Annotated in this window: 24 protein-coding genes and 2 tRNA genes; 12 read left to right on the forward strand and 14 right to left on the reverse strand. The window is 51.5% G+C overall.

From position 1 onward, the window contains the following. The first annotated feature begins 100 nt into the window (after positions 1-100). The 9 genes from dnaA (at position 101) to OO713_RS00045 (ending at position 9,754) form a co-directional block, all read left to right on the forward strand. Complete coding sequence (gene dnaA, locus OO713_RS00005; protein WP_264785521.1) at positions 101-1,489, forward strand: chromosomal replication initiator protein DnaA; 1,389 nt, start codon at positions 101-103, stop codon at positions 1,487-1,489. 324 nt (positions 1,490-1,813) lie between these two features. Continuing rightward, positions 1,814-2,935: a DNA polymerase III subunit beta gene (dnaN, locus tag OO713_RS00010; protein WP_264785522.1), complete on the forward strand. Its 1,122-nt coding sequence runs from the start codon at positions 1,814-1,816 to the stop codon at positions 2,933-2,935. A gap of 13 nt (positions 2,936-2,948) precedes the next feature. Next, positions 2,949-4,085, forward strand: coding sequence for a DNA replication/repair protein RecF (gene recF, locus OO713_RS00015; protein ID WP_264785523.1), 1,137 nt, complete (start codon positions 2,949-2,951; stop codon positions 4,083-4,085). Further along, positions 4,072-4,551 carry a DciA family protein gene (locus tag OO713_RS00020; protein ID WP_264785524.1) on the forward strand — a complete coding sequence of 160 codons (480 nt, stop codon included), beginning with the start codon at positions 4,072-4,074 and terminating at the stop codon, positions 4,549-4,551. The genes recF and OO713_RS00020 overlap by 14 nt, the downstream gene beginning before the upstream one ends. Before the next feature lie 122 nt (positions 4,552-4,673). Beyond that, positions 4,674-6,611: a DNA topoisomerase (ATP-hydrolyzing) subunit B gene (gyrB, locus tag OO713_RS00025; protein ID WP_264785525.1), complete on the forward strand. Its 1,938-nt coding sequence runs from the start codon at positions 4,674-4,676 to the stop codon at positions 6,609-6,611. A 19-nt stretch (positions 6,612-6,630) separates the two neighbouring features. Further along, positions 6,631-9,144 carry a DNA gyrase subunit A gene (gene gyrA / locus OO713_RS00030; protein ID WP_264785526.1) on the forward strand — a complete coding sequence of 838 codons (2,514 nt, stop codon included), beginning with the start codon at positions 6,631-6,633 and terminating at the stop codon, positions 9,142-9,144. Continuing rightward, positions 9,119-9,520 (forward strand): DUF3566 domain-containing protein, encoded by a 402-nt coding sequence (locus tag OO713_RS00035; protein ID WP_264785527.1) that lies wholly within the window; start codon positions 9,119-9,121, stop codon positions 9,518-9,520. The genes gyrA and OO713_RS00035 overlap by 26 nt, the downstream gene beginning before the upstream one ends. A gap of 52 nt (positions 9,521-9,572) precedes the next feature. Beyond that, positions 9,573-9,646 (forward strand) — tRNA-Ile (locus tag OO713_RS00040). Between the two features lie 35 nt (positions 9,647-9,681). Further along, positions 9,682-9,754: transfer RNA gene (locus OO713_RS00045), tRNA-Ala, on the forward strand. 35 nt (positions 9,755-9,789) lie between these two features. Here OO713_RS00045 and OO713_RS00050 read toward each other — a convergent pair. Together OO713_RS00050 and OO713_RS00055 are read right to left on the reverse strand one after the other, a co-directional pair. Next, on the reverse strand, positions 9,790-10,170 hold the full coding sequence (locus tag OO713_RS00050) for a DUF1801 domain-containing protein (protein ID WP_264785528.1): 381 nt from the start codon (positions 10,168-10,170) through the stop codon (positions 9,790-9,792). Between the two features lie 32 nt (positions 10,171-10,202). After that, a complete protein-coding gene (locus OO713_RS00055; RefSeq protein ID WP_264785529.1) occupies positions 10,203-10,607 on the reverse strand; it encodes an SRPBCC family protein in 405 nt (134 codons plus the stop codon). Between the two features lie 381 nt (positions 10,608-10,988). Between OO713_RS00055 and OO713_RS00060 the strand changes: the two genes are divergently transcribed. Next, entirely contained in the window at positions 10,989-11,240 is a 252-nt protein-coding gene (locus OO713_RS00060) for a hypothetical protein (RefSeq protein WP_264785530.1), read from the forward strand. On the opposite strand, the gene OO713_RS00065 is transcribed toward OO713_RS00060, so the two are convergent. From OO713_RS00065 to OO713_RS00085, 5 genes are all read right to left on the reverse strand, one after another. Next, positions 11,234-11,533: a transcriptional regulator gene (locus OO713_RS00065; RefSeq protein WP_264785531.1), complete on the reverse strand. Its 300-nt coding sequence runs from the start codon at positions 11,531-11,533 to the stop codon at positions 11,234-11,236. The two genes, OO713_RS00060 and OO713_RS00065, sit on opposite strands and share 7 nt — an antisense overlap. After that, on the reverse strand, positions 11,530-12,501 hold the full coding sequence (locus OO713_RS00070; RefSeq protein ID WP_264785532.1) for a sodium-dependent bicarbonate transport family permease: 972 nt from the start codon (positions 12,499-12,501) through the stop codon (positions 11,530-11,532). Before OO713_RS00070 ends, OO713_RS00065 begins: the two co-directional genes overlap by 4 nt. Next, complete coding sequence (locus OO713_RS00075) at positions 12,501-13,514, reverse strand: TerC family protein (protein WP_264785533.1); 1,014 nt, start codon at positions 13,512-13,514, stop codon at positions 12,501-12,503. The genes OO713_RS00070 and OO713_RS00075 overlap by 1 nt, the downstream gene beginning before the upstream one ends. A gap of 73 nt (positions 13,515-13,587) precedes the next feature. Next, a complete protein-coding gene (locus tag OO713_RS00080) occupies positions 13,588-13,869 on the reverse strand; it encodes a helix-turn-helix domain-containing protein (RefSeq protein WP_264785534.1) in 282 nt (93 codons plus the stop codon). 80 nt (positions 13,870-13,949) lie between these two features. Next, positions 13,950-14,354: a DoxX family protein gene (locus OO713_RS00085; RefSeq protein ID WP_264785535.1), complete on the reverse strand. Its 405-nt coding sequence runs from the start codon at positions 14,352-14,354 to the stop codon at positions 13,950-13,952. Between the two features lie 82 nt (positions 14,355-14,436). Here OO713_RS00085 and OO713_RS00090 point away from each other — a divergent pair, with 82 nt between their 5' ends. Then, on the forward strand, positions 14,437-14,811 hold the full coding sequence (locus tag OO713_RS00090) for a hypothetical protein (protein WP_264785536.1): 375 nt from the start codon (positions 14,437-14,439) through the stop codon (positions 14,809-14,811). On the opposite strand, the gene OO713_RS00095 is transcribed toward OO713_RS00090, so the two are convergent. Next, positions 14,808-15,827, reverse strand: a complete 1,020-nt coding sequence (locus OO713_RS00095; RefSeq protein WP_264785537.1) for a Gfo/Idh/MocA family oxidoreductase — start codon at positions 15,825-15,827, stop codon at positions 14,808-14,810. The two genes, OO713_RS00090 and OO713_RS00095, sit on opposite strands and share 4 nt — an antisense overlap. A 52-nt stretch (positions 15,828-15,879) precedes the next feature. Here OO713_RS00095 and OO713_RS00100 point away from each other — a divergent pair, with 52 nt between their 5' ends. Further along, the gene (locus tag OO713_RS00100; protein ID WP_264785538.1) at positions 15,880-17,265 is read left to right on the forward strand and encodes an O-antigen ligase family protein; all 1,386 of its coding nucleotides are present in this window, start codon (positions 15,880-15,882) and stop codon (positions 17,263-17,265) included. On the opposite strand, the gene OO713_RS00105 is transcribed toward OO713_RS00100, so the two are convergent. The 6 genes from OO713_RS00105 to OO713_RS00130 form a co-directional block, all read right to left on the reverse strand. Then, entirely contained in the window at positions 17,262-18,443 is a 1,182-nt protein-coding gene (locus OO713_RS00105; RefSeq protein WP_264785539.1) for a glycosyltransferase, read from the reverse strand. The two genes, OO713_RS00100 and OO713_RS00105, sit on opposite strands and share 4 nt — an antisense overlap. Before the next feature lie 89 nt (positions 18,444-18,532). Continuing rightward, positions 18,533-19,657: a PTS fructose transporter subunit IIC gene (locus tag OO713_RS00110; protein ID WP_264785540.1), complete on the reverse strand. Its 1,125-nt coding sequence runs from the start codon at positions 19,655-19,657 to the stop codon at positions 18,533-18,535. A gap of 60 nt (positions 19,658-19,717) precedes the next feature. Further along, positions 19,718-20,143, reverse strand: a complete 426-nt coding sequence (locus OO713_RS00115) for a PTS fructose transporter subunit IIB (protein ID WP_264785541.1) — start codon at positions 20,141-20,143, stop codon at positions 19,718-19,720. Continuing rightward, positions 20,144-20,596, reverse strand: coding sequence for a fructose PTS transporter subunit IIA (locus OO713_RS00120; RefSeq protein WP_264785542.1), 453 nt, complete (start codon positions 20,594-20,596; stop codon positions 20,144-20,146). A 255-nt stretch (positions 20,597-20,851) separates the two neighbouring features. Further along, positions 20,852-21,226 carry a hypothetical protein gene (locus OO713_RS00125; RefSeq protein WP_264785543.1) on the reverse strand — a complete coding sequence of 125 codons (375 nt, stop codon included), beginning with the start codon at positions 21,224-21,226 and terminating at the stop codon, positions 20,852-20,854. Next, complete coding sequence (locus tag OO713_RS00130) at positions 21,208-22,023, reverse strand: SDR family oxidoreductase (RefSeq protein WP_264785544.1); 816 nt, start codon at positions 22,021-22,023, stop codon at positions 21,208-21,210. The genes OO713_RS00125 and OO713_RS00130 overlap by 19 nt, the downstream gene beginning before the upstream one ends. Positions 22,024-22,039: the final 16 nt, after the last annotated feature.

The following is a 22,039-nucleotide window of genomic DNA, read 5'->3' on the forward strand; positions in this document are numbered from 1 at the left end:
GGATTCGCTTTACAAGTTATCCACAGAAAATCTAGGGTTTGTCCACAACCTTTAGATCTGTGCAAAAATCTGTGGATAACCTTCAGTTTTTAGGAGCATCGTGGCCGACGCAGCGCTAGTAACCGCCTGGGACAGGCTGGTTTCTCGAGTGGCGCTGGATGAGCTGGTAACCCCTCACCTCAAAGGTCACTTGGATCTGGCGGTTCCGAAAGGTGTGCTCGACGACACGCTTTATTTAGAGGTCCCCAACGAGACCACACGGGTCATGCTGCAACAGCGCCTTCGCGAGCAGATCCTGGGTGCATTAGATGAATTAGCTGAATTTGGTGGCCCGACAAGTTTCATCGCCATAACGAACGAGCAGCTGCAGGTGTCGGTCAAAACCGAGGTGGCCTATGAGCCAAGGGTTATCGAGTACGAGCGGGATCCCGCTACCGGACCAGTGCCGAGTGCGGTGGCGTCGGGGCTGAATCCAAAGTACTCATTTGAGAATTTCGTGACCGGTGGCTCCAACCGTTTTGCTCATGCTGCTGCATTCGCGGTTGCAGAAGCGCCGGCCGAGGCATACAACCCGCTCTTCATTTACGGATCTTCCGGACTTGGTAAAACACACCTTCTTCACGCAATTGGCCACTACGCCATGCACCTAAAGCCAAAAACAAAAGTTCGATACGTATCTTCGGAAGAGTTCACTAACGACTTCATTAACTCGATTCAGAACAACAGGACAGCTGAGTTCCAGGCCCACTACAGAGATGTAGACATTTTGCTTGTGGACGACATTCAGTTTCTTCAGGGAAAAGATCAAACCCAGGAAGCCTTTTTTCACATTTTTAATGCACTCCATGATCACTACAAGCAGGTTGTGATTACGTCGGACCTGAGACCAAAGCAACTTGCCGGTTTTGAAGAGCGCATGCTCTCCAGGTTTGAGTGGGGTCTAATTACAGATATTCAAGCTCCAGAATTTGAGACACGAGTCGCCATTCTGCGAAAGAAAGCCGCTCAAGAAAAAATTTCAATCCCAGACAATGTCATCGAGTACATGGCAACGAGGATTTCGTCCAATATTCGCGAGCTTGAGGGAACCCTCATCCGCGTGACAGCCTTCGCTAACCTAAACCGCCAACCAATAGACATGGATCTAATCCAGCTGGTCCTAAAGGACAGCTACTCGGCATCAGACGGGACTCAGATCTCGCCAATGTCCATCATCACTGCAACTGCCAGGTACTACAAGCTCAGCCCGGAGGAAATCACTGGTTCTGGAAGACAGCAAGCGGTCGCCTTGGCAAGACAAATTGCAATGCATATTTGTCGTGAACTAACAAATCTTTCGCTACCAAAAATTGGCACTCATTTTGGTGGTCGCGATCACACCACAGTTATGTACGCCACCAAAAAAGTAAGCGAACTGATGAGGGAGCGTCGCTACATCTATAACCAGGTGTCTGAAATTATCGAAAAGATCAAAGAAGAAACTAAATAGTTTTCAAAAAAGACTGTGGAAAGAACCCTGCTTACCTGTGGATAAGTGGGGTTTTATTGTTACTAAAGCGATTGAGATTGTGAAAATAGAGAAAGTTATCCACATTCACAATAGTTATCAACAGATTTATCCACAGAGCTGTGAACAACTTACACCGTTGTAGTTTTTAGTAATTACAAGAGCAGTTCAAACTTATGAACAGTTTCAACAGTGGTTAATGTTGTTTTTATAGAGATATAGAACTTTTTGAAAATCACAAAACTTTGCTTTTCCTTAGTTGTGTGCTTCTTGTGACAAGATAAAGAACCGTCCTAGGAAGAAACTATGAAATTTCAAGCTGATCGAGAAGTTCTCTCAGACGCAATCTCATTTGTGGTTCGAATGCTCTCCCCAAAACCACAACTTCCCCAGCTTTCTGGTGTGATGATCTCAGCCAAGGACAATGCGGTTGTTCTATCCGTATTTGATTACGAAGTTTCCGCGAAGGTGGAAATCTCTGCCGCTGTCGATCAACCGGGCAGCGTTCTTGTCCAAGCCAGACTTCTCGCTGAGATTGTTTCCAAACTTCCTGGAGACACCGTGTCTTTCAACCTAAGTGAATCAAGACTTGGTTTGAGCTCCGGTAGTAGCAAATTCACCCTTTCTGCCATGTCAACTACCGACTACCCAGACGTACCAGCAATGCCAACAGCATCAGGCAAGGTTTCGGCCGCAGACTTCGCCCACTCTGTCGCCCAAGTAGCAATTGCGGCGTCAAAAGAAGAAGTAACACCAGTACTTACGGCTGTGATGATTAGTGCAACTGCGAAGGATCTCACTCTGGTCGCCACTGACCGCTTCCGTGTTGCCGTCAAATCGCTGCCATGGCAGGGTGCTGCAACCGAAAAAGAAGTTCTAATCCCAGCACGAGTTCTCCAGGAAATAGCGAAAACCTTTTCCCACCAGGGAGATCTGGAAATCGCTTTTTCCGCAAACGAACGCGATCTGGTTGGTTTTAGCGCGGGCTCGAAGAGTGTGTCAACTGCAACGATAAAGGGCAAATACCCTGCAGTGCTTCAACTTTTCCCTGCCCAATCAGAACACTTCGCAGTTTTGAAGACTTCGGACGTGGCCGACGCCACAAAGCGAGTAGCCCTAGTTGTAGATCGCGAAAAGCCGCTTCGATACAAGTTCACAGAATCTGAGTTAAGCCTCGAATCGATAGGTTCTGATGTTGCGGAGGCCTCAGAGCAGGTTCCAGCATCACTGAGCGGAGAAGAGACCACCGTTTCGCTTAGACCTCAATTCTTGTCTGATGCCCTTTCTGGAGTTGACTCCCAGAACGTAAAAATCGCGTTCACCCAAAACCCATCCAATCCAAACAAACCAGGACCGGTTTTGATCACGGCTGCAAACTCCGACAACAACTACAAATACCTGCTACAACCAAACCTCCTAGTTTCCTAGTTAGCTCTGAGCAGTGTGGGTTAGATCTCTAAAGCTAGAGAGTTTCAGAAACTACGCAAACCTAGATGTCGGGTTCTCGGAAGGCATGAATCTGCTGTTTGGGGATAACGGAAACGGCAAAACAAATCTCGCTGAAGCTATTTATTTTCTATCTGAGTTGCAATCGCACAGAAACTCAGACAACAAGACCCTTCTACAAACCGGCCATTCCAAAGCGGTGGTTGTTGCCGAGGTCCAAAATCAAGAACGAACACTGCTTTTGGGCGCAGAGATAAACATCGGCACCAGCAACAAATACTTCATAAATGGCAACCAGCAAAAGCGAACAAGTGAGTTTCTAGGGCTCATAAAGACGGTGATATTTGCGCCCGAGGACCTAGATCTAATAAGGAGAGATCGTGCAGACAGAAGAAGGTTTCTGGATCAATCTACTTCTCAGCTAAAACCACGGCTTGCTCTCGTTAAGTCGGACTATGACCGGGTTTTGAAGCAGCGCAATGCTCTCTTGAAAAGCGCTAAGGGACAGCAAAATATAGACCTCACCACGCTAGATATTTGGGATCAACAGCTTGTAAAGCTAGGCACACAGATTTCATTGGCAAGACTTGAGTTATTGGAACTTATCGCTCCTCTACTGCAGCGTTTCTACGCCGCTTTATCTGGTAGCAGCGAGGCGATCGAGCTTCAGCTAGAGCTAAATATCGGAAACGACGAATCCGGGGAGGTCCTAACTTCAGCTAATGCAGCTGAACTAGAGCAAATGTTTCACGAGAAACTCAAAGCGGTCAGAAACAAGGAGATCGAAAGAGGTCTCACCCTAGTGGGTCCACATAGGGACGAATTGTTGATCTCAAAATCAGGTTTACCAACTCGCACGCACTCATCACAAGGTGAGGCCTGGTCTTTAGCGCTAGGTCTGAAACTAGCCATGGCAGAGTTGTTGAGACAAGACACTCTGACCGGCGACCCTATTTTGATCCTCGACGATGTCTTCGCTGTTTTGGACTCAGGCAGAAGAAATCGACTGCTTGAGTTCGTTTCCGACTATGAGCAAGTAATCATCACCAGTGCAGACAGAGCGTCCACGCCAGAGATTGACTGGGCCAGGGAGTTCGAGGTTGTTAGAGGTGGCCAAATTGCTCAACTTTGAGCCTATAGACCGTTACTTTCGAGAGTTTCTGGGTAGCTCGAAAAACTTCGTCACCCGAGATCAAAAACGTCGTGACTCAAGATCTAAAGGGTCTCAGCCCTTTGACAAAGGTCGAGATCCAGTAATGGCGGGTAATTCGGTAGAACAACTTTTCTCAAATTTCAACTGGGGTTTGAACATCACCAAAGCAGAACTTTTCTCAAACTGGGAGAAGGTGGTGGGAAAGACCAATGCAGACGCATCGACTCCTGAGGATCTCAGTGATGGCGAGCTGACGATTCGCTGCCGCAGCACGGCTTGGGCAACCCAGCTAAGACTTTTAGAAGCTCAACTTTTGGAGCGAATAAATTCTGATTTTCCAACCCTTGGGGTTCAAAAACTGAAGATTATTGGGCCTAATGTTCCGAGCTGGAAAAAGGGACCCAGATCTGTCCCCGGAAGGGGTCCTCGCGACACTTACGGATGATGCCGATATCCCAGCATTGTCAGTGCTCAAAGGTAGAATTCAGGGGTTAGTCAACCCGAATATAAGTCGATCCCCAGGGTCGCATTTCACCGGAACTAACCCAGACCGGAAAGCAACTTAATATGTCAGAACCACAAAAAAATTATGACGCTGGCGCCATCCAGGTCCTTGAAGGACTAGAGGCTGTTAGAAAACGCCCTGGAATGTATATCGGGTCCACCGGACCGCGCGGCCTCCACCACCTCGTATATGAAATTGTCGACAACTCTGTTGATGAAGCACTAGCTGGCTACTGCGACAACATCCAGGTTGTAATCACCAAAGAGGGTCACATCAAGGTGACCGATAACGGCCGCGGTATCCCGGTCGACATGCACCCTGTCGAAAAGAAACCTGCAGTTGAGGTTGTTCTGACCGTTTTGCACGCAGGTGGAAAATTTGGTGGCGGCGGCTATGCGGTATCAGGTGGTCTTCACGGCGTGGGAGCGTCGGTTGTAAACGCCCTCTCCACTCACCTGAAGGTAGAAGTTCACCGTGAAGGCTTTGTTTGGAGACAGAGCTACACAATTGGTGTCCCAGACGCCCCATTGGCTAAGGGTGAAGAGACCGATAGAACCGGAACCACCATCGAATTCGTGCCCTCGGCAGAGATCTTTGAAACCGTCGAGTTTGATTACGAGACTTTGCGCCAGAGATTCCAGCAGATGTGCTTCCTAAACAAGGGACTGAGGATCTCGCTGATGGACGAGCGAGATGGTCAAAACGACACGTATCACTACGAGCGCGGTCTAAGTGATTATGTCGAGTACCTAAACGCAGCCAAAAAGGTTGAGGTTGTGCACGACGAGATCATCTCCATTGAAGCCGAGACCGAGGAGAAGAACCTCTCGGTTGAAATCGCGATGCAGTGGACTACCGGTTACAACGAGGGTGTCCACACTTACGCAAACACAATCAACACCCACGAGGGTGGTACCCACGAAGAGGGCTTCCGTGCTGCGTTGACCGGCTTACTCAACAAATACGCTCGTGAGAAGAGCCTGTTGAAAGAAAAGGACGACAACCTAACTGGTGATGACGTTCGTGAGGGTCTAACCGCGGTTATTTCGGTGAAGCTAACCGAGCCACAGTTTGAGGGTCAGACCAAGACCAAGCTTGGCAACACCGAGGCCAAGGCGTTTGTGCAGCGAGTTGTTAATGACAAGCTCGGTGACTGGTTTGAGCGCAACCCGAACCTAGCCAAGGAAATTGTTCGGAAGGCAATTCAAGCCGCAACCGCTCGACTGGCTGCGCGAAAGGCCCGCGAGGCAACTCGTCGTAAGGGGCTTTTGGAGTCTGGTGGAATGCCAGGAAAGCTTCGCGACTGTTCCTCTCGAGACCCCAAAGTCTCTGAAATTTACATCGTGGAGGGTGACTCGGCCGGTGGTTCTGCGGTACGTGGTCGTGATCCCGAAACCCAGGCGATTTTGCCGCTTCGCGGAAAAATCTTGAACGTTGAGAAGGCAAGACTCGACAAAGCCCTCGCAAACACAGAGGTCCAAGCACTAATCACAGCCTTCGGAACTGGTATCGGTGAAGACTTCGACGTTGAGAAGATCCGATATCACAAATGCATTTTGATGGCAGACGCGGATGTTGATGGTCAGCACATCAGAACCCTGTTGCTAACCCTGCTATTTAGATACATGAGACCTCTAATCGAGCACGGTTACGTTTACATGGCACAACCTCCGCTGTACCGAATCAAGTGGTCAAACGCTGAACACGAATATGTCTTCTCTGACGCAGAGCGTGATTTGAAGCTTGCTGAAGGTCAGGCATCTGGCAAGAAGATCCCTAAGGAGAACGCGATTCAGCGTTATAAGGGTCTTGGAGAGATGGACTACGACGAGCTGTGGGACACCACCATGAACCCGGCGACCAGAACCTTGCTTCAGGTCACCCTTGATGACGCCGCTCTAGCTGACGAGATTTTCTCGACGTTGATGGGTGAGGACGTCGAATCTCGCAGAAACTTCATACAGCGCAACGCCAAAGACGTTCGATTCTTGGACATCTAGGCCTTAGGAGATTTGAAAAATGACTGAAAATCAGATTGACAAGGTAGAACAGGTCGACCTTCAGGTCGAAATGCAGCGTAGTTACCTCGACTACGCAATGAGCGTTATCGTCGGTCGCGCCCTACCCGATGTTCGAGATGGCCTAAAGCCGGTGCACCGCCGCGTGCTTTATGCAATGTATGACGGTGGCTACCGCCCAGAGAAGCAGTTCTCGAAGTGCTCCCGTGTTGTTGGAGATGTCATGGGTCAGTTCCACCCTCACGGTGATGCTGCCATCTATGACACCTTGGTTCGCATGGTTCAGGACTGGAACCTCCGCTACCCGTTGGTTTCCGGCCAGGGTAACTTTGGCTCTCCAGGAAACGACCCGGCCGCTGCCCCTCGTTACACCGAGTGCAAGATGGCTCCTCTTGCTATGGAGATGGTGCGTGACATCGACGAGGAAACCGTTGATTTCCAGGACAACTACGATGGCCGCACACAAGAGCCCACCATCCTGCCATCCAGATTCCCGAACCTATTGGTCAACGGGTCTATCGGTATTGCTGTTGGTATGGCAACCAACATCCCGCCACACAATCTCCGAGAGGTCGCACAGGCCGCCCAGTTCGCGCTGAAGAACCCAGCTCTTGAGGGCGAGGCCCTGGTCGAAGAGCTGCTAAAGATTGTCAAGGGTCCGGACTTTCCAACCGGAGCGCAAATCCTTGGTCGAAAGGGCATCGAAGATGCCTATCGCACCGGTCGCGGTTCGATCACAATGCGAGCGGTTGTAAACGTTGAGGAACTTCACGGACGAACCTGCCTGGTTGTCACCGAGCTCCCTTATCAGGTAAACCCGGACAACTTGGCCTTGAAGATTGCCGAGCTGGTAAAGGAAGGCAAACTCGCGGGAATTGCCGATATCCGCGACGAGACATCAGGTAGAACTGGTCAGCGACTTGTAATTGTGCTCAAGCGCGATGCCGTTGCTCGTGTTGTTTTGAACAATCTCTATAAGTACACCCAGCTGCAGGAAAACTTCGGTGCCAACATGTTGGCCCTGGTTGACGGCGTTCCTCGTACTTTGGCGATCGATGGCTTCATTACCCACTGGGTAAAGCACCAGATTGAGATCATTGTTCGCAGAACTCAGTTCAGACTCCGCAAGGCCGAAGAAAGAGCCCACATCCTTCGCGGATACCTCAAGGCGCTGGATGCACTGGACGAAGTAATTGCGTTGATCCGCAAGAGCTCAACTGTTGAGGATGCGCGTGACGGCCTGATCAAGCTGCTGGAAATTGATGAGCTGCAGGCCAGAGCCATCCTGAACATGCAGCTCAGACAGCTGGCTGCGCTAGAGCGTCAGAAGATTATCGATGAGGCCGCCGAGCTCGAGCGCTTGATCGGTGAGTACAACAAGATCATCGCAAGTGAAGAGCTACAGCGTTCCATCGTTTCCGAAGAGCTCGAGGAGATCGTCGCTAAGTATGGCGATGAGCGCCGCACTGCGATCATGCCTGGTTTTGATGGCGACGTGAGCATCGAAGACCTCATCCCTGAAGAGGAGATGGTGGTCACGCTGACCGCTGGTGGCTACATTAAGCGAACCCGCAGCGACAATTACCGCGTTCAACACCGTGGTGGCAAGGGCGTAAAGGGTGCAACTCTGCGTGCCGACGATGTGGTTCAGAACTTCATCGTTTCCACTACTCACCACTGGCTCATGTTCTTCACTAATAAGGGCAGGGTCTATCGTTCCAAGGTTTATGAGGTTCAAGAGGGTGGAAGAGATGCCAAGGGCCAGCACGTGGCCAACTTGCTTGCACTACAGCCTGATGAGCGAGTGGTCGAGGTGCTGGATCTAAAGGATTACCAGCAGTCTCCATATCTGGTGTTAGCAACCAGATCCGGCCTTGTGAAGAAGACCGCTCTTGAGCTTTACGACACCCCTAGATCCGGTGGCATCATCGCAATCAAGCTTCGCGAAAGCGATGAGCTTGTGAACGCGATGCTCGTCAGTGAAGAGAATGACTTGCTCCTGGTATCTCGCAAGGGAATGTCAATTCGCTTCAGTGCGGGCAATGATTCGCTAAGACCAATGGGCCGTGACACCTCAGGTGTAATCGGTATGGCCTTCCGAGAGGGCGACGAACTTCTCAGCGCAAGCGTTATTGGCGAGGCTGGCTTCGTGTTCGTGGTCACCGAGGGTGGATATGCAAAGCGCACCAGTGCTGATCAATATCGCGTTCAGAAGCGTGGTGGCCTCGGTATCAAGGTCGCCAAGCTGGACGAGAAGCGTGGAGACCTGGTTGGCGCTCTGATCGTGGATGAAACCGATGAGGTTTTGGTTGTGCTGGCATCTGGCAAGGTAATCCGAACCAACGCTGATGAAGTGCCTGCAAAGGGCCGTGACACCATGGGGGTCGTATTCGCTAGATTCGATGAGTCAGACTCTGTACTCTCGTTAGCTAGGAATACCGAGCGAAACCTTGAAAGCTCGGGGGATAACGAATCCGAAGGAGTAACCGATGGCGTCGATGTTCAAGCGGAGTAGCGCCCCAAAGCAGCCGGTCAAGAAGGTAAGCCTCAAGCTTTATTCGATCGACGTGCTGTCAGCGGTAAAGGTCGGCTTCTTCGTATCGTTGGCTCTCGCCATTGCCACGCTGGTCGGCGCATTCTTGATCTGGGCGGTTCTCTCAAACAGCGGAATCTTTGCCTCTGTCGGACGACTGCTTTCATCAATCCTTGGCGAGTCAACTCCAGTGAACCTGGAGTCAGACTTCTCGCTCGGAAATGTAATGGGAACCGCGGTCTCGCTGGCACTGTTGAACATCATCCTGACCACCGCGCTTGCGGCTGTTTGGGCGGCCATTTTCAACGTCATTGGCAAGGTTGTTGGGGGCATCGCGCTGACCTTTACAAACAACTAAAAACTTTGGTTTGTCACTTTTGACAATCTTTAGTAATGTTGTGATGCTCTACGGGCCTATAGCTCAGGTGGTTAGAGCGCTTCACTGATAATGAAGAGGTCGGAGGTTCAAGTCCTCCTAGGCCCACGGTGAGCACTTTCCACTGGGAAATTGCTCGCTATGGGGACTTAGCTCAGTTGGTAGAGCACCTGCTTTGCAAGCAGGGGGTCAGGGGTTCGACCCCCCTAGTCTCCACAAAGTGAAAACCCCTCCTTCGGGAGGGGTTTTTTCTATTCGTTTACCTCGACTGCCGCGCGAATCAAAAGCTTTAACTGTCCGCGGTCAAAATTGTCGCCGTCTATAAAATCGATTGCTCGCGCTACCTTGCTATCTAGGCGAGCATTGAAGAGTTTGGATGGGTCGGGTACTTGCGCACCTTTTGGGAAAGTTAGCCGCACGGCGTTTTTCAGGAAGTCAGCAACGCAAACAATCCCATTCGCCTCCCAGGTTGGGGAACCAAGGGGTTTCGAAGGCATTTTCCACTTCACTGCCTCTCTGATTTCTGGATAGGCATCGAGAATCAGCGCCCTTAGTTCGGCGAGCGTCTCACCGCGCCAGTTCGGTTGACTGGCAATAATCCCATCGATTTCCTCAGCCACGGTCTCAGTCACTGAAACACCTCCAAAAAGCGCTGTGTTCGCAGCTATTTACCCTCTACGTGCCGCTTGAAGTTATTCAAGATCGCCTGCCAGCCCTCGCGCTGCATCTCAACAGGATTTTCGGTCTCGGCATCAAACTCAAGCGTTACCAGAACTGCACCGTCAGCTTCTTCGAATCTCACTTGGGCTCCACGATCGCCGAAGGAGTACTCGATTAGCTCGTGGTCTATCACGTTCGTATAGCTTCCTTCGAAGTCGAAGCCAAAGCTCCCGTCCTTGGCTTCCATGCGAGAGCTGAACTTACCCCCGGGTCGCAAATCAACAGTTGAAGAGGTGGTGTGCCAATCGTCTGAAGCGGCATTCCACTGAACAATGTCCTCTGGTGTGACGTAAGCAGCCCATACGGTAGCTAGTGGCGCTGAAACAGAGGTCGAGACAGTAATTTTCATGGCTGAAGCCTATTGCTTGGGGCACTAAATCTCTGGTGTGCAGGCTTATACTCAAGTCGGAGGTGGTAATTATGTTGACTATGACTGATTGCTGCGGAGGAAGCTGCAAGTGCAAGGACCAGGCAAAGCCAGGTATCAACTAGTTTTTGACCGCACCCAAACCCCTGGCTAGCCAGGGGTTTGGCATTTATGGAGGATCAATGAGGCTCGGGTTCTTGGCTTTGATTGTTTTGAACATAGGTCTGGGGGCTCTTGTTCCTGGTCTCTCTTGGTTCCGATGTCTGGGAGTTTTACCTAACGCTTTTGCTGGGATCGCTACTCCCACACCTTTTCTTTTTGCTCAAGCGGAAAAACAGGGGTTAGTTAGGACAGAATCTAGACATGGAATCGCTAGCAGCTCTCGTCAGCGCGATATTTCTCGGATTGATTGTCTTCAGTCTTTTGACTGTGGCCATGGCCATCTTGACCAGAATCGGCAAAGTAAAGTTTTGGGTTTCGATGGTTTTCAACGTGCTTACCGGTTTACTGGCCGCTTGGGGAATTAGCGTCAGCTGGGCCCTCGGGATCATCCCTTTTCTAGGCCTAGTTATCAGCTCAATAATTCTGACTTGGCCAAAAAGGAAGCGTCAGTAGCGCTCATCCCGGAGTACTTCAACGGCGCTCACCCAGCACGAGCAGGCATAGTGCGGGAAGTAATTGGTCTCTAGAAGCTCTAGGACTTTGCCCATGACCTCGTTGTTCACGACGATTTCAATCCTGATGTTGCCACCTTCAAGGTCACCATTTCTTTGGTTTCTGGGTCCTGCCCCATGGGCGGGGGAGATCGTGTAGCCCTTTGCGCCAAGAGCAGTGATATCCCGAATCAATCTCGGTTCCAGTGCTGCTTCGGCAACGATTGTCACCAACTTGCGTTGCTTGAGATTCACAGCCCCAAACCTTCCACTAGCCCACTTAGTGAAACCATAAGCGGGATCCCAACAATCAGGTTAAAGGGAAACGTAATGCCCAAGCTAGCCGTTAGGTAGATACCTGGGCTTGCCTCTGGCAATGCCAGTCGGACTGCGGCTGGCGCTGCAATGTATGAGGCGGAGGCCGTCAGAACTCCAAGCACAGCACTGCCTCCAATGCCCATTCCGGTCAGGTGACCGGTCAGGACCCCCAGGGATCCTGCGAGGAGTGGGAAACCTAGGCTGAAGCCAACTAGACCGATGCCCGCAGATTTGATGTCCGGGATTCTTCGACCAGCAACAATCCCCATCTCAAGAAGAAAGAGTGTCAGCACCCCAGTGAACAGGGCACCGAAGAAGGGCTCAATCCTTGTGTAGCCAGCCGTACCGGTGATCAGCCCCAGAGCCAGACCTCCGGCCAGCAGCACAATGGATCGCGCGGTCAACACCTCTCGCAGTGACTCTCCCCAGTTGACTGAGCGACCAAGACCCTTGGATGCCAGCATTAGTCCGACGATGATGCCGGGAATCTCGAGGATCGCGAGCAGGGTAGTGACGTATCCCTCAACAAAAATCTGCTGGGCATCTAAAAAGATGAGCGCTGCGGTGAAGGTAACCAAGGAGGTTGAACCGTAGTGGGCAGCCACCGCACCACGGTTGATTTGGTCAAGCTTCGTCGTTAGCCCCAATACCTGGAATGCCAACCAAGGCACCACGAGACCTAAACCCAGTGCTCCTAGGATTGGCAGCCAAATTTCGCCTGGTGTTGATTGGGAAAGGGCGACGCCTCCTTTGATACCAATACCGAGGAGCAAGTAAATGGAGAGCGCCTGATACACGGCCTCTGGTAGACGCAGATCAGACTTGATCGCGACAGCAATCAGTCCGAGCGCGAATGCCAATACCGGTGGGGAAGTTAGGTTTTGAAGCGCAACCTCCCAAAGCATCAGCTCTTAGTCCGCTTTCCAAATACTGGCTCGAGCTGTGAAATCTCCTCTTCGGTCGCAATTTCGAACACCTGCTTGTGCTCCACCTCGGCCTCGTGACGGGCTTGCCCCTTGGTCTTGATCAAGGAGGCAATCACTGCAATGGCAATTACACCGATGATCACTGCTAGAGACAGAGTGGTTGGGACTTTGTAGACATCGTGAAGTGCCATCTTGATACCGACCCAAATCAGAATTACCGAGAGACCCACCTTCAGGTACACGAATCGGTGAATCAGATCAGCGAGCAAGAAGTACATAGCCCTAAGACCCAATACCGCGAAGGCGTTAGCCGTGAAGACAATAAATGGCTCATCAGTGACGGCAAAGATGGCCGGGATTGAGTCAACAGCGAAAATGATGTCGGTGAACTCCACCAAAGCCAGTACCAGTAATAGCGGTGTGGCCAAAACGACACCCGCCTTACGCACAAGGAGCTTTTGCCCATAGAACTTGTCTGCGGTCGGTATGAAGCGCTGGAACAGCTTCAGGAACTTGGATTCGGTGGGGTCCATGTGCTCATTGCGCTTGAGCATCATCTGAATACCTGTCCAGATTAAGAATGCAGCAAAGAGGTAAAGAACCCAGCCAAAGCTCTTGATAAGCGTGTAGCCGAGTGCGATGAAGATGCCTCGGAAAATCAAGGCTCCCAAAACACCCAGGAAAAGCACTCGGTGCTGGAACTGTCTTGGCACAGAGAACGCAGCAAAAATAATCGCCCAAACGAAGACGTTATCGACGGCGAGTGATTTCTCAATCACAAATCCTGCGAAATATTGCTGGCCGAGCTCTGCACCGTAGAGGTACCAGATCAGACCGCCAAAGGCGATGCCCAGAGAAACCCAAACCACTGACCACCAGGCAGCCTCTTTCAAAGAGATGACGGATGCGTGGCGGTGGGCGAATAGGTCGACGGCGAGCATGCCAAGAATCAAGCCAAAAACGGTTAGCCATAGCCAGAGTGGGACGTCCAAGAGTCTCCTTATTAGAAAATAATTACTAGAAATATATTTCTATTATTTTCTAATTATTCCAAAACTCCAAGATTTATTCGAATTTGCCCAGATATTCGATTAGGTCACCCACGGTCTTGTTTGCACTGGTTAGGTGACGAAGGGGTTGAGATCGATTGATTTCATAGTGGTTACGACGGCCATCCTTGGATTTATCCAGGTAGCCACCCTCAACCAGGTCATTCAAAACATTCACGACAGATCGAGTTGTAATACCCAAAATTTGGGCTAACTCTTCGATCTTGTAGTCCGGGTTAGCGTCGATGGCAATTAGTACGTGAGCGTGGTGACCCAAGAAAGTCCACTTTTTACTCATGCTTGCCCTCCAATTACCAGTTGAAGTTTGCCAGATTAAATGAAAAAGCGGGTCGGATGACCGACCCGCCGTTTCGGTTTCTAGATCAGAGTTAGGGCGAACCAGCTACCTGCGGTTACCAATGAGGCAACTAGCAAGTTGAGGTTCATCTTCAGGGTGTACTTGGTTTCACCGCGAGCTGCGTGAACCCAAATGGCACCGACCATGGTGAGAGCCAAACCAACTGCTGCAGCGATTGCGAACCAGATTGCCCACGCGTAGCCGAGTAGGTAACCGATAGGAGCAACAACCACACCAATTGCACCAAGGATTTCTAGCCAAGCAATTAGGCGGACCACACCGAATGGAATCTTCTCAATCCAGCCAAAACCTGCCTTAAGCAAAGTCTCCTTGCTGGAGGTGGCCTTGAACTTGCCAGCCTTGAAGAATGCGAATGCGGTGAAAGCCGAAACTGCAAATCCGGCGATGATGATGAAAATGTCCACTTGAATCCTTTTTTATCTAGAGGGGCTTGATAATTCTTGACAACCCTACATTATTTTTTCTTGTTTTGATACTCTTTTGAAGATGGAAATCAAAGCAGAGTGTGAACGCAAGGCGGGCGCCTGGCGCGTTCGCGTCCCGGAGCTAGACAATCTGCTGATTTCAAGCAAGCGCTTAGACCTTGCAACCGAGCAAATCAAGGATCTGGTTCACGAGTATCAGGGCATCGATCGTTGCGATGTGATCGTCAAGGTTGAGACTTCAATGCCTGGCATCATGTGTGATCTTGAACAGGCTCAGGAGAAGATGCGCGAGGCAAGCAGACTCCAGGAAGAGGCATCCAGGGAGATTCGTGATGTTGTCTCAAGACTCCGTGACGAGGGTTTGAGCATGCGCGATATTGGTGTGCTTTTGAGAATTTCTCCGCAACGAGTCGCTCAGCTGGTTGAAACCGCCTAAAAAGGACTGGCCCCAAGCTGGGTCGTAATTTCTAGTGCGACCTCAATATTTGCCACAGTGTCCTCGTGAGTGTGAACCGGAGACTCGGTTCTCCCCTCAGCCACGTACCTGGCAAACTCTGTTGCCTGGTAGCTCAAGCCCTCGTGACCCTGGATCGAAGAATTGTCTTTGATTGCCCGTTCTGAGAAATAGAACTCTTTGTCCCTGACTCGAATACCCGATGGTGCCAAGAATGGCTCGTCAATCAAGACCAAACCCTTTTCGAATGAGCAGGACGCGGTGATTGGAAGAGAGGCTATGCCCGACATGACAAGGTTCGCCCTGGCTCCAGATGCGTACTCAAGAAGTACGTGAGACTCAGCATCCATGCCGGTTTCGGTGACCTGACCGCGAGCAGTGATTTTGATTGGGTTGCCCAAAAACTGCTGGGCGATGGCGATTGGGTAGATGCCCATGTCGAATGCGATACCGCCGCCACCTTTTTGCCAAAGCCTTGGGATTGCCCTGTTGTCTGTTGCAAAGGATGCGGTCAAAAGTTCAGGTGATCCCAGCTCACCGCTCGCGATCAACTCGCGGATCAAATAGGACTGGGGCAGATACCTAGTCCACATTGCCTCCATGGCGAGCAGCCCCTTGGACTTTGCTGTGGCAAAAATCTCTCTGGCCTCGGCAGGCTGGTAGGTGATTGGTTTCTCGATCAAAACGTGCTTGTTCGCACCCAGGGCCAACATCGCATGCTCAAAATGGTCCTTCATGTGGCTTGCGATGTATACGGCATCTACCTCTGGGTGAGCTACCAGCTCCTCGTAACTATTGAGAACTAGAGGAATGTGAAACTCGCCACCAACGCTTTGGGCAAGGCCATCGGTTCTAGAGGCAACCGCGTGAATTTGCTGCTTGGTGTGCTTCTGCACGGCAGCCATGAATACCTTGGCAATGCCACCCGGCCCGACGATTCCCCAGCGCAGCGAGGGAACGGCTTCAGGATTGGTTACAGCTGGGAATTTGAGGTCCATGTCCAAAGTCTATGGCGGTATTCTTAGCTAGCCCATTGGGCAGTTAGAGATTATGTCAGCGAAGTCAATTACCTCATCGATCCCAATCACACAGCCGATTCGGATCCCATTTGACCGCACTTCGAAGCGCTATAAAGTGGCCGCGCTTTTGGCCTACCTGGGACTGTTTACCGTGTTGGCCCCAGACGCCATTCGATATTCAATTAGCTGGTGGGGTTGGTCAGCTGTCGTTATTTCCCTAACTATTTGGACCGTGATTGCTCTTGCAGTGAAGAATCCAGCAAAGACCCTGGCTCGAATCCCGCTGCCATTAGCGTTCCTAATGCTGCTGATGCTTTTGAGCGTGATTTGGTCTCAATACCAAGCGATCACATTAGTCACACTTGGCCTCCAAATAACGGCCAGCCTTTTTGCACTTTTCTTGGCAAATCAATTCAGTTGGAGACAGTTACTCCACATCCTTAGCAACACCATTCGGTTCTTGCTAAGTAGCTCACTGCTAATTGAGATCTACGCGGCGCTCGCTGGGCCAATCGCCCCACTGTTTCCAAACTATTCCGGTTCGGAACCTCCACATGCCAGCTATCTGTGGGTGCAGGGAAACCTTTTTGAGCTGGAGCGAATCCAGGGAATCATGGGAAATGCAAACCTGCTCGCCTTCACTTCAGTACTGGGTGCCCTGCTTTTTCTAATCGAGCTGATTGTCACCGATCGATCCAAGTGGCTCCCCGGTTTATCGCTAGCCCTAGCGCTCTCGATGGCTTTATTGGCACAGAGTGCCGGCATGACAGTCGCCGTAGGTCTAATTTCCTTCGCTGCAATTGTCGCGATCCTCTCCGAGGGTCGTCCGAGACCAACGCGTCACCGCATCTATCGGATAGCTCTATTGGCTTTGGGAATAGCCACTTTGTTCGGGGTTGTTTTCCGTGACTGGGTCTTCGACCTCCTAGGTCGCTCTCCAGATGCGACCGGCAGATTTGAGATTTGGGAGAAGGTCTTAGGCCTGATTTGGGAAAAACCCATAGAGGGCTGGGGCTGGACTGGTTATTGGATTCCAGGAACCGAGCCTTTCGAGGGCTTGATTTCCATCAATGGAGTTCCGATGTATCAGGCCCACAACGCCTATCTAGATATCTGGATGCAGCTGGGAGTCTTGGGTCTTGGACTATTGGTTTGGCTCATGATTGCGGTTTTTGTAAGACTCTGGGCAGTTGCCGTGAGACACACCAGTCCGCTTTATCTCTACCCACTCTTTGGTTTCTTAGTGATTGCTGCCCAATCGCTTACGGAATCCAGGCTTTTGATCGAAGCGGGTTGGGTTCTCCTCGTGCTACTTGCGACGAAATCCAGAGAGCCTTTTGCCGAATTAGAGCCGTTGGGCAGAACGCCGAAGCGCTTGAAGCTACTTCGCTTGCCGTTGCGAATCCTCGGCCGCTAGCGCCTGGCTTGGATCAAACCCGTATAGATGCCAACCATCTTTGCTGTGATGCGGGATTGAAGGAGCCATCCGGGATCAGACGAGTCTCGCTTGGCGTTTCCCGATGAAATGTCGTTGTGAACCTGCTGCATGGCGTTGGCCAGTGATTCGATGCTCTCATCGTCTGTGACCCAGTAGTGTCCTGCTTTCAGCTCTGAGGCCACGCGCTTATCGCAACACAGCGCCGGAGTCCCGAACGCCGCCGCTTCGAAAACGGTCATACCTTGAGTCTCAAAGCCGATGGAGGTTTGCAAAACCACGTCCGAATCGGCAAAGGCCTGCATCATCTGGTCCCTATCCACACGACCAAAAAAGCTCACCTTGTCAGAGATCCTCAGGGTTCGGGCAAGACTCTTGGCCGGTTTTTCCAATGGGCCGGTGCCATAGATGTGAAGCTCCGCATTCAATCCAGCCTTTTTGAAGGCCCTGATTGTTTGCAACAGGCGCTTTTCTCTCAGAAAGCGACCCGCCCAAATAAATCGAATCGGCTGGCCCGGCACGGGTAATTTGCGAGAGATGTTTGCCACTGCATCGTCGTCGACACCGTTGGGCATAACCTCAACCTTGTTCGCGATGCCCTTGTCTTTGATGGTCTGAGCAAAGTGATTACTCGGAACCATAACTAGATCGGCATTTGGGTAGGTGAGGGCCATGTATTCCCAGCCGTTGTCTACCGAGGTCTTAGGCAGTCCGGTATTCGAGGTGTAAAGCCGAGCGGCAAAATTGAACAATCTGGCGTTTAGTCGTTTGCCCAGGATGCGTTCCAACACCACATCGATGTTGGTGTGAGCGTGGTGGATAAGTGGGATATCGAAGTCTCTTGCCAGTTTTAGGGCAATCGCAGCAGTAGCAAAATCACCCTGGAGGTGAATGATGTCGATTTTTCGGCGATCAAACTCTCGCTTAGCAACCTGATAAGCCTTTTGAACATTGAACATGGTTGCGTATTCGCCGTCCGGGGAGACCTTGCGCGATGGGAGGATTACGGTTTTGTCGCTGGGTTCGGCTTTAGAGCTCTTGGAGGAGAAAATTGTCACCTCGACCCCCATGCGCTCAAGGTACTTGCGCTGGAGTCGAACGGAGGTTTGCAGTCCACCAAGGCTCATCGGGTGCAGATCTGTGAAGATCGCTACGTGCATCAGCCCACCTAATTTAGTTAGCTAACGAATGCTAGCAAGCAAAGCGAAGGCCCCTGGGATTCCAGGGGCCTTGCTTGTTGATTTAGTGCTTAGGCGTTTGCCTTGTTTCCGATGCCCTTGGCAACCAGGACCAGCAGAGCGGTCACTACGGTACCAATGGCGATTGCGAGAACATAGGTGAACCAGTCGCTAACCAGTGGGAACACGAAGATTCCACCGTGAGGTGCACGAAGCTCGTTGCCGAATAGAGCAACGATTGCACCGGTCACACCGGAACCGATCATGATCGATGGGATAACGCGAGCTGGGTCAGCTGCTGCGAATGGGATTGCACCCTCAGAGATGAAGGATGCACCTAGTAGCCATGCAGCCTTACCGTTCTCCTGCTCGGACTCGCTAAATGCCTTCTTGCGAAGGGTGGTAGCTAGAGCAAGACCTAGTGGAGGAGTCATACCAGCAGCCATAACGATTGCCATGATCTGGAACTCGGTTGCGGATGCAGCAGCACCAGCAGAAGCTAGACCAGTAACGGCAAAGGTGTAAGCAACCTTGTTGACAGGGCCACCCATGTCGAATGCCATCATCAGACCCAGGATTAGACCTAGAACTGCAAGCGCACCGCCGGATAGACCGTTAAGCCATGAGGTGAGGCCGTTGATTAGAGCTGAAACTGGAGCCTTCAGAACTAGAACCATTGCAAGGCCGGTGATTAGAGAGCCGAGTAGTGGAATTACAACTACTGGCATAACTGGACGAATCCAGTTTGGTACTGACCAGCGGCTGATCCATAGAGCAACACCACCGGCGATGAAACCACCGAGGATTGCGCCGAGGAAGCCGGTGCCGGTGCCCAGTGGGTTTCCGTCAAGACCGGTAGCAAGTGCACCGGCTACGAAACCTGGGACCAGACCTGGGCGGTCAGCGATTGCATACGCGATGTAAGCAGCTAGAACTGGAACGAAGAAGGCAAATGCAGCCTTACCGAACCAGAAGATAACGAATGCCCAGTAACCGATGTTTAGAACGTCGTAGTCACCTGCAATCTGCATCTTCTCTGCGTCGTACGCGTGAATACCGTCAGTTCCGAACCCGATAGCTCCGAGCAGGAATCCGATGGCGATGAGAATTCCACCTGCGGCAACAAATGGAATCATGTATGAAACACCGGTCATCAACCATTGACGAACCTTGGTGCCAGTGCTTGCGCTAGTCACGATGGGCCTCCTATAGCTCCATTGCGTTTCCCAGCCGGCGGTTGCCGACCAGGGATATTTTTACTTTTTGCCAAATAGGCTTCCGAAGAAGCCACCCTTCTTCTGGCTTGGTTCTGAAGAAGGAGCCTTTTCTGCTGACTTGGCTGCTGAGCCTTCGCCAACCTTGGGTGCGGTGCCATCTGCTGCCATGGCCAAAACCTGCTCTACAAGTCCAACACCGTCCTTCATTGCCTTGGCAACTGGGACCTGGATGTATGGCTTGCCGTTGAAACGGTTGCGGTCCTTTACCTCGAGGTCGACTGCGAAGATCACAGCATCAGCTGAGTCAATGACCTCTTGTTTTAGTGGGTTTGAACCCGCGGAACCTTGAGTCTCAACGAGAACTTCGTGGCCTAGCTTCTTGCCAGCCTGCTCCAAAGCCTCCGCTGCCATGTAGGTGTGGGCGATACCGGTGATGCAGGATGTGACGCATACGATCTTTGCCATTTACTTCTGTACCTCCTGGGTGACGATTTCTGCGATTTTAGATCCGTCAGTCTCCGCGCGCAGGCGGTCACGGAATTCCTCATGCATGATTTTGCGCGCGAGTGAGCCAAGAATCTCAAGGTGGGTGTTCTCGCCAGAGGCTGGAGCTGCAATCAAGAAGATCAGGTGAGAGGCGCCGTCATCAGCACCAAAGTCGATTCCCTTCGAGGTGGTTGCAACTGCAACCGAAGGGATAGTCACTAGATCGCTCTGGGCATGTGGGATGGCAACGCCACCCTCAATTCCGGTTGGGAAGTGCTCTTCGCGAGCAGCAACGGCAGCAAGGTACTCATCTAGACCGGTGAGGCGTCCCGCCGCGAGCAATTTCTCAGCTAATTGGCGAACCGCCTGCTCTTTGGTTTCTGCATCGATTTCAACGATGACGATTTCTGGGGTGGTAATTGGGTGGGCCATAACATTCCTAACGCTGGCGTAGTCAACCGTCGACCTAACGCACCTTTGCGTTTAGCCCCCTTTCACTGAAAGCGGTTACTGCTTCAGATTACTCAGGCGGCTATCAGTTACATGGCATTTCAGATAGCTAAACGTCTAAATTTCTAGCTTTGTTTTTGTAGGTTGTAGACAAAACTGCCTATTTTGTGCCTATTCGGTAACCCGAACACCAGATTTAGTTGCTGTTCTGAATGTCAGCTGGAAAAAATTTGAGACCTAAGCCGTTTTCACGGGGTGTCGCCACGCCCAAAGAATTAGTGGTATCTGAAGCGGAAGCCTCAGCCATGCCACTACCGCCAACAACATATCGCCATTCAAAGCGTCTATCGCGAACCACCAGTTCGCTGGCCAGACTGCCAAAAGCGTTGCGATTGTCAGGTAACGGGACCAGTCTTTTCTGAGCAGTAACCCGATTGCACAGGCGAGTTCCGCGATGCCAGACAGATAGATCAACAGGTATGGCTCTGGAGTCCAATTGGGCAGCAGGAACATGAATCCAGCTGGGTTTATTAGGTGCAAAGTGCCAGAGGCCAGAAACGCGACAATAATCACCCAGCTCCCAACCGGGAGCTTTAGTGCCTTGCTAGCCACAGCACTACCGAGTCAACGATGCGCCGACCAAATGCGTAAAAGACGAACTTGAGCGCTCGGACATCCCAACTGGCGGGATAGATCGGACGTGGATTCTTGGCCGTTGCCGCCCTAACCATGGTTTTCACAACCTGCTTTGGTCCGGGCGAGTTGCGATACAGGCCACCCAGGTACTTATTGAATCCATTCATTACCGAGTCGTAGTCACTGATCGAGCGAGAGTCTCTCAGGTGCCCAAAAGCCACCTGATCGAAATTGGTTCTCACGGTGCCAGGTTCAATTACCGAAACCTTGATGCCCAAAGCCTTTACCTCTTGCCTTAGTGCGTTGGCGATTGAGCGAACAGAGTGCTTGGTGGCTGCATACCAACCAAGACCAACAAGTGAGACGTGGGCAACAACACTTGCGGTCATCAGGATTCGTCCGCTGCGTTGGGCTCGCATCTGGGGTAGCACCGCACGAATGCAGCGCTCAACGCCGAAAACGTTCACCTCAAATAGTGCGCGGACTTTTTCAGGGGTGGTTTCTTCGATTGATGCAAAGTTTCCAAAACCAGCATTAGCAACCATCAGGTCAACGCGACCTTCTGTCTCAATCACCTGCTGGACAGCGGATTGAACATCGCTATCTGAGGTGACATCCGTGCGCAGGGTTTTAGCCCCCAGAGCCGCCGGTTTTGAAAGCGCAGCCTCGTCCTTGTCGGTTGCGTAGACAATCCAGCCGCGCTGAACTAACTCTTTGGAAAGGTCCAGGCCAAATCCTGATCCGGCCCCGGTGATGATGGCGACATTGCTCATGCCACCATCTAACCAC

The sequence above is a fragment of the Aquiluna sp. KACHI24 genome (genome assembly GCF_025997915.1).
Taxonomy (GTDB): domain Bacteria; phylum Actinomycetota; class Actinomycetes; order Actinomycetales; family Microbacteriaceae; genus Aquiluna.